General features: G+C 49.0%; 3 protein-coding genes. All 3 read left to right on the top strand.

Annotation, left to right across the window (positions count from 1 at the left end; translation table 11 throughout):
* Positions 1-544: 544 nt before the first annotated feature.
* Positions 545-1,480: a sporulation protein YtxC gene (gene ytxC, locus B2633_RS08350; RefSeq protein WP_483170149.1), complete on the top strand. Its 936-nt coding sequence runs from the start codon at positions 545-547 to the stop codon at positions 1,478-1,480.
* 111 nt (positions 1,481-1,591) lie between these two features.
* Positions 1,592-2,185 (top strand): DUF445 domain-containing protein, encoded by a 594-nt coding sequence (locus B2633_RS08345; protein ID WP_483170148.1) that lies wholly within the window; start codon positions 1,592-1,594, stop codon positions 2,183-2,185.
* A 28-nt stretch (positions 2,186-2,213) separates the two neighbouring features.
* Positions 2,214-2,469 (top strand): TGS domain-containing protein (locus tag B2633_RS08340; RefSeq protein WP_483170147.1); only part of this gene is annotated, 256 nt, incomplete at its 3' end.

The raw sequence follows: 2,469 nt of genomic DNA, 5'->3' as shown, positions 1-2,469 counted from the left end.
GATGGGGGGGAGAGAATTGAAGCTCAACTATGAAAAACCGCAGGTAATCGTTCACGGCAATCTGCAGGAAAAAACCGCTGGGGTTTCTCCGTCTGCTCCTATTTAGGAAGGTATAGGAAGGTAATCGATAAAGACTTCCCGCGCAACCCCCGGGAGATTGTTTGCGAGTGACTGGGATCACATAGGTGCAACTCTTTAATATGGGAGGTTGATGAACATGAAACCTGTTTATGAAAAACCTCGGGTTAACCTGTGGGGAGACCTCAACAACATCACCCGGGCAGTGATCAGCGACGTTTAATGTGTGGGTCTTTTACATTAGGCACCGGTGCAACCAGCAAACCGGTGTTTTTCTTGTCTTTCTGCTGCTTCTCAAATCCGCCGGCACATCTCATTCGGCCTTAGCGCCAACCAATCATTCATAAAAAACCCCTTTATATACAGTCATATCCAGCATTAACACTATGAAACATCGGACCTGCTACTGAATAATGAAATTTTGGCAAACATATAAATAGACTAACTTTTAAGTAGGAGGCCATTTATGGTTTACGAATTGCAGGTTATTACCATACGGGCAAATAACCGCCTGGGGGAATTGATCAACGAGCGGCTGGAGTGGATAAAACAGCGGGGTTACCAGGTAGAGATCATTTCCGAACATCTGGACGCAGACATGGACAGTATGATCTTCAGACTGCATGAGAGCGGCCGGGATGAGGACGTTTTTCACACCGGCGATATCGTCTACATCTGTAAGCACCAGCTGGCTGAAGCCATTGCTGAGCATATCGTTACCGCCTGGGAATCACGTTTGTTATGGCGTGAAATACAGCGCACCTGTCGTTCGTTGTCTCCTGATGATAAAAACCGTCTTTTGGGCAAAGCCGAGGAATTCATCAAATGTTGTCACTCCAGCGAGAGCTTGAACCTGCTCATGAATTTCGGCCGCAAGAGCCGCATCGCCAACCGGATTATGGGCTATATCGAGGACGCGCCCCAACTGGTGGTGGAAGGCTTTATCACTTTTTGGATGCAGGATTACCTGACTGAAATAAAATTCGCCGTAGAAGTCGCCATCGAGGAACTGCGCAATGAGAAGGAATATAATGACTTCGTGAACCTCCTGCGCTATTTCGTGGAAACTCAGCCCCCCAAGGTACAGGAGGTAAACCTTATGATGAGCAATAATGGCGTATTCTACCTGTGGGACAGCGCCGGAACCAAAATCGATGAAAACTATATCAACTACTACCTCGAGGATATGCTGTCAGAGGAAATCGACCTCGATGATGTCCTGGTCAGTATTTTAGTAACCGTTGCCCCCCGGCGCATAGTCATTCATGAGAGCAGTCCGCTGCCCCCCAAGGAATCTGTGACTATGATCCGCAATGTATTTCAAGACCGCATCGTCACCTGCCAGGGGTGCGAACGCTGCGGACAGTTGCAGGGCCATGAAGCCGGCCTGCGCAATCCTTAACCACTTAAGCCCCCGGCCTCAAACTTACCGGTCCGCCCCCAACCCCTCTTTATTGCGACTGCCCGGGAAATCTGCTATATTTGTTTAAAACAGTAAGGTGGCCTATGAGTCTTGCAGCTATTGACTATCCCTTTGATCGGCGCCTTTATTGGATATATTACCAATGTTTTTGCCATCAAGATGCTTTTCTGGCCCAGGCAACCGGTCAACCTGGTTTTCTTTGAAATGCAGGGAGTGCTCCCCAAGCGGCACCGGGATATCGCCAGCAGTATCGGGGAGATTGTTGAAGAACGGCTCTTGTCCATGGATGACTTCTTTGACAGTGTTGACACCCCGGAACTGCGCCACCGCATTTTGGACGAGGTAGTGCAGGCTCTAAAAAAGCGGCTGGGTACGACCCTGTTGCGCATCACCCCGGACAGGTTGTACCGGTTGATCGAGGAAAGCCTGGAGAAAATCGTGCGCCAGGAAGCTGATCGTATAATCCACCAGGCGATCGAAAGCGGCCGCGCATCCATTACCGCCGAGATCAGCGTGAAGCAGATGGTAGAGGATAAGATCAACGCTTTTGAACTCAATGAACTGGAAGTGATGATTCGTCAGGTATCCCAGACCGAATTGAGGTTTATCGAGATATTAGGTGGCGTCCTGGGTTTCTTGTTAGGTTTAGTTCAGGTGGCCATCCTTTTAATTTTTCCACGCTGACAGATTGCAGGCAGGAGGTATTTGAAAAATGGTATCAGTAAAATTAAAAGACGGTAGTGAACGGCAGTTTCCAGAAGGAACCACCCTTTTGCAGGCAACTGAAAGTATTAGCAAGAAGTTGGCCAAAGAATCGCTGGCAGCCCGTTTCAACGGCAGCCTTACCGATTTGAACCGGCCCCTGCATGAAGATGGGGTTTTAGAGCTATTGGGCTTTGAAGAGCAATCCGGTCAGGATGTTTATCGGCACAGCTCTTCACATATCATGGCCCAGGCGGTCAAACGGC

It is taken from the genome of Syntrophomonas sp. UBA1041, from assembly GCF_002316705.1.
Lineage (GTDB): Bacteria > Bacillota > Syntrophomonadia > Syntrophomonadales > Syntrophomonadaceae > DTU019.
Note: the sequence above shows the minus strand (reverse complement) of the source record. Positions and strands in the feature narration are given on the sequence as shown.

Coding starts and splice junctions, on each gene's coding strand:
- ytxC (WP_483170149.1), top strand. CDS start 545: ATGGTTTACGAATTGCAGGTTATTACCATACGGGCAAATAACCGCCTG.